Genomic DNA, 3,626 nt, shown 5'->3' on the forward strand with positions numbered 1-3,626 from the left:
CGCCCGGATACCCCACTTCCCCACCGACATCCGCTGCCTTCGCGGGCAAGGGTCATTCCCCTTCTGTTGCGGTATCGGAGTGACGCCTCAGCTCGGTCTCCACCGCGGGAGCCTTCGTCCCCTGCTCACCAGGAGTCGGCTTGCTGATGTCCGCTTGCTGCGGCCCTTCCGCTGGTTCGGAGGAATGCTCCCGAGGTGTCTGCTTTCCCTGCGTCATGACATCCGCCTCCGGACATGAAATACCGACCGGATGGTGAAACATCCGCACCCCGTCCCATTCCCCCGCGGCCCACCGGGCAAACGTCGGCGATCAGGTGCTGCGCAAGACACGTTCACGCGGCGCAGTTGCGGCCGATCAATTCGCGTCGTTCCCGCTCACCGAGGCCGCCCCAGATGCCGTACGGTTCACGGGCTTTCAGCGCGTGCTCACGGCACTGCCGCATCACCGGGCACGCTGCGCAGATCCGCTTCGCCTGCTCCTCGCGGTCGTCGCGCGCCGGGCCGCGTTCGTTCTCCGGGTGGAAGAACCGGCTGACGTTCACGTCCCGGCAGGCGGCCTGGAGCTGCCAGTGCCAGGCCTCGCTGACGGGTTTGGGCAGACGAGATGTGGCGACCACGTGCTCCTCACCCCTCCACTTGTCGATGTTCACCGGCCGCCCAGCGCTACCCGGCACCCCGCCGACGCACACATCCGGTTTCGCAGCAGCACGATCCCGCGCCCGAGCGTCGCGGGATCGGCCCAGCGCACACCGGCGCGAGACGCCCGGGTGTTGCCGGCGGATCTTCCGGGTAGACCGCTGGAGACGACTCGTACGGGAGATGCCATGAGGACACCACTGCACGCCTTGGCGGAGCACGGGCAGAGCGCCTGGGTCGACTACCTGTCCAGGCGGTTCCTCCGCGACGGTGACCTGGCCCGCCTCGTCGAGCGCGGACTGGCCGGGGTGACGTCCAACCCGACGATCTTCCAGGGCGCCATCGCGGAGGGCGACTACTACGACGAGCAGCTCCGCGCCCTGCTGGCCGAGGAATCCGATCCCAAGGAGATCTTCCTGGCCATCGCGCGCGAGGACATCCGGTCCGCGTGCGACACCCTCCGCGAGGTCTTCGACCGCGACCCGAGCGGCCGGGACGGATGGGTGTCCCTGGAAGTCGACCCGGACCTGGCACACGACACCCGGGCCACCATCGCGGAAGCCGAACGCCTGCACCGGATGATCGACCGGCCGAACTTGTTCGTGAAGATCCCCGGCACGCTCGCCGGGCTGCCGGCCATCGAGGAGACCATCGCCCGCGGGATCCCGGTCAACGTCACGCTGCTCTTCTCCCTGGACCGCCACCGCGCCGCGGGCGAGGCCTACCTGCGGGGGCTGCGACGGCTCCGGGACAACGGCGGAGACCTCCGGTCGGTCGCCTCGGTGGCCTCGTTCTTCGTGTCGCGGGTCGACACCGAAGCCGACCGCCGGCTCGACTCCACCGGTGAGCACGACGAGCTCAAGGGCACCCTCGCCATCGCCAACGCCAAACTCGCCTACCAGGGTTACAAGGAGATGTTCGCCGGTGCCGAGTGGGAGGAGCTCGCAGCCGCCGGTGCGAACCCGCAGCGCTGCCTGTGGGCCTCCACCTCGACGAAGAACCCGGCGTACCGGGACGTGCGCTACGTCGAGCAGCTCATCGGCCGGGACACCGTGAACACCATGACGAGGCAGACGCTGGACGACTTCCAGGACCACGGCCACGTCGCGCACACCCTGGAGCAGGGCGTGGACGAAGCGCGGAGCTGCTTCGACCGGTTCGCCGCTGCAGGCATCGACTACGACGACGTCACCGCAGTGCTGGAACGCGAAGGAGTGGACAAGTTCGCCGCGTCGTTCCACCAGCTGTTCGAGGAGATCACGCGCAAGCGCGACCAACTCGCGCGAACCTGACCGCGCTCACGACCGCGCGCGGGTCACCCACCGACCAGCGGCCGGCCCGCTGCACCCGCAGCGGGGCGGCTTGTCCGGTGTGGACGGTGAAATTGCTGATGCACAAGGATTTTCGAGTGCGGCAACAACTTCGCAGGTCGGATCTTGCCTAGTAGGCGACAAGACCACGCACACCGCCGACCATTGCGACAACTGCCGGGCGACGCCGAGATCGACGCGGTGTCCGTCTCCACCCTGGTGGCCAGGGAGTCTTCCCACGCCCCGACCGATCACTCAGACCGACGCGGGGCACCGAGGCCGGGCAGGCTGCGCCTCGGCGGCAGGTAGCACTGGTTACTTGATGAGCTTCTGCACTTCGCGGAAGGCCGGGTTCTCGCTGTCGTGCAGCCATTCGAACACGACCATCTCGGTGGTGACCACGTCGACGCCGTGGGCGCGCATGCGGTCCAGTCCGCGTTCGCGGTTCGACTCGGTGCGGCTGCCGACGGCGTCGGCGACGACGGCGACGTCCCGCCCGCCGGCCCGCAGGGCGAGCACCGTCTGCAGCACGCAGACATGGGCCTCGCAGCCGGTCACGACGACGGTGCCGGGACCGGGGTCGACCTCCGCTGCGAACGTCGTCTTCGGCTCGGCCGGCCGCGGCAGCAAGTCCCCGATCTCGCCGACGGTCGCCCCCAATCCCTCGGGGTTCTGCTCGGTGGCCCGGACATCGATGCCCAGGCGGGTGGCGGCGCGCACCAGCCGGACGTTGTTGTCCAGCACGGCATGCGCCCCGGCGATGGCCGGCATGAGGCGTTCTTGGAGGTCGACGACCAGCAGGACCGAGGAGTCAGCACGCAGCAGAGGCATGGGACGACCCTAAACAAGCAGGGCCGACCCGTGGCGGCCGCCGGTGTGCAGCACTACTTGAGGGTCCGCCTGGCGGACCGGCGGAACTTCAGCGCGGCGTGCAGCTCCAATCGGGTCATCCCGTCGGAGAGGTCGGCCTGGAGCAGGCGGGACAGCCGGTCGAGGCGGTAGTAGAGGCTGCTGCGGTGCAGGGAGAGCCGGGCGGCGACCTTCTGCACGTCGCCTGCGAGGTCCAAGTAGGTTTCCAGCGTCGTCAGCAGCATCGGTGCTGACGGACCGGCCTCGTCGAGCGGTGCGAGCACGACGTCGATCCGGTCCTCGGTGTCGAGCAACATCCGGTAGACGCCGATCCCGCTCCACCGCACGTGCCGGCCGAGTCCGGGGTCCAGCACCGCCAGCTCCGCCGCGGCGAGCGCCTGGCTCCTCGTGTCGCGAGCCGAACGCAGGCCGAGCGGCATGCCGTCGCTGGCCCCGATCGTGAGCCGGGAGCCGGCGGCGAGGCATCGGGAGGCGACGCGGTCGATCTCGTCCAGGACCGGCCGCAGTTCCTCCGCGCAGTCTCGCTGGTGCACCGCCAGAAGCACGTACGTCCGGGAAACGTAGGAACCGAGGAAGCCCTCGAGGTGGCGGAGGCCTGGGCTCAGCGAATTGTTCAGGGCGCTGAACTCCGAGGGGCGGAACGGTCGGAGCGCACCGTCGTCGGCAGCGACGATCGCAGCGACCCGGCCAACCCCGTCCACGATGCCCGGCACTGCGACTGCGAGCTGGTCGTAGGCCTCGACCTGCTCGTCCGCGAAGAGCCGCCGGACGAGCTGGTCGAGGTTCCGCCCCGACGGCCGCGGCCGGACT

General features: G+C 69.5%; 4 protein-coding genes. 1 reads left to right on the forward strand and 3 read right to left on the reverse strand.

Annotated features, from left to right (window positions below):
• Positions 1 to 332 precede the first annotated feature (332 nt).
• Complete coding sequence (locus OU415_RS37935; RefSeq protein WP_270954636.1) at positions 333 to 617, reverse strand: WhiB family transcriptional regulator; 285 nt, start codon at positions 615 to 617, stop codon at positions 333 to 335.
• Between the two features lie 207 nt (positions 618 to 824).
• Between OU415_RS37935 and tal the strand changes: the two genes are divergently transcribed.
• The gene (gene tal, locus OU415_RS37940; protein ID WP_270954633.1) at positions 825 to 1,928 is read left to right on the forward strand and encodes a transaldolase; all 1,104 of its coding nucleotides are present in this window, start codon (positions 825 to 827) and stop codon (positions 1,926 to 1,928) included.
• A gap of 333 nt (positions 1,929 to 2,261) precedes the next feature.
• Here the strand turns inward: tal and OU415_RS37945 are convergent, their stop codons facing one another.
• Both OU415_RS37945 and OU415_RS37950 read right to left on the reverse strand, forming a co-directional pair.
• Positions 2,262 to 2,777 (reverse strand): isochorismatase family protein, encoded by a 516-nt coding sequence (locus OU415_RS37945; RefSeq protein WP_270954634.1) that lies wholly within the window; start codon positions 2,775 to 2,777, stop codon positions 2,262 to 2,264.
• Positions 2,778 to 2,830: 53 nt separating this feature from the next.
• A partial coding sequence (locus OU415_RS37950) for a PucR family transcriptional regulator (protein ID WP_270954635.1) occupies positions 2,831 to 3,626 on the reverse strand: 796 nt, incomplete at its 5' end.

The organism is Saccharopolyspora oryzae, assembly GCF_027853915.1.
GTDB classification, from domain to species: Bacteria; Actinomycetota; Actinomycetes; order Mycobacteriales; family Pseudonocardiaceae; genus Saccharopolyspora; species Saccharopolyspora oryzae.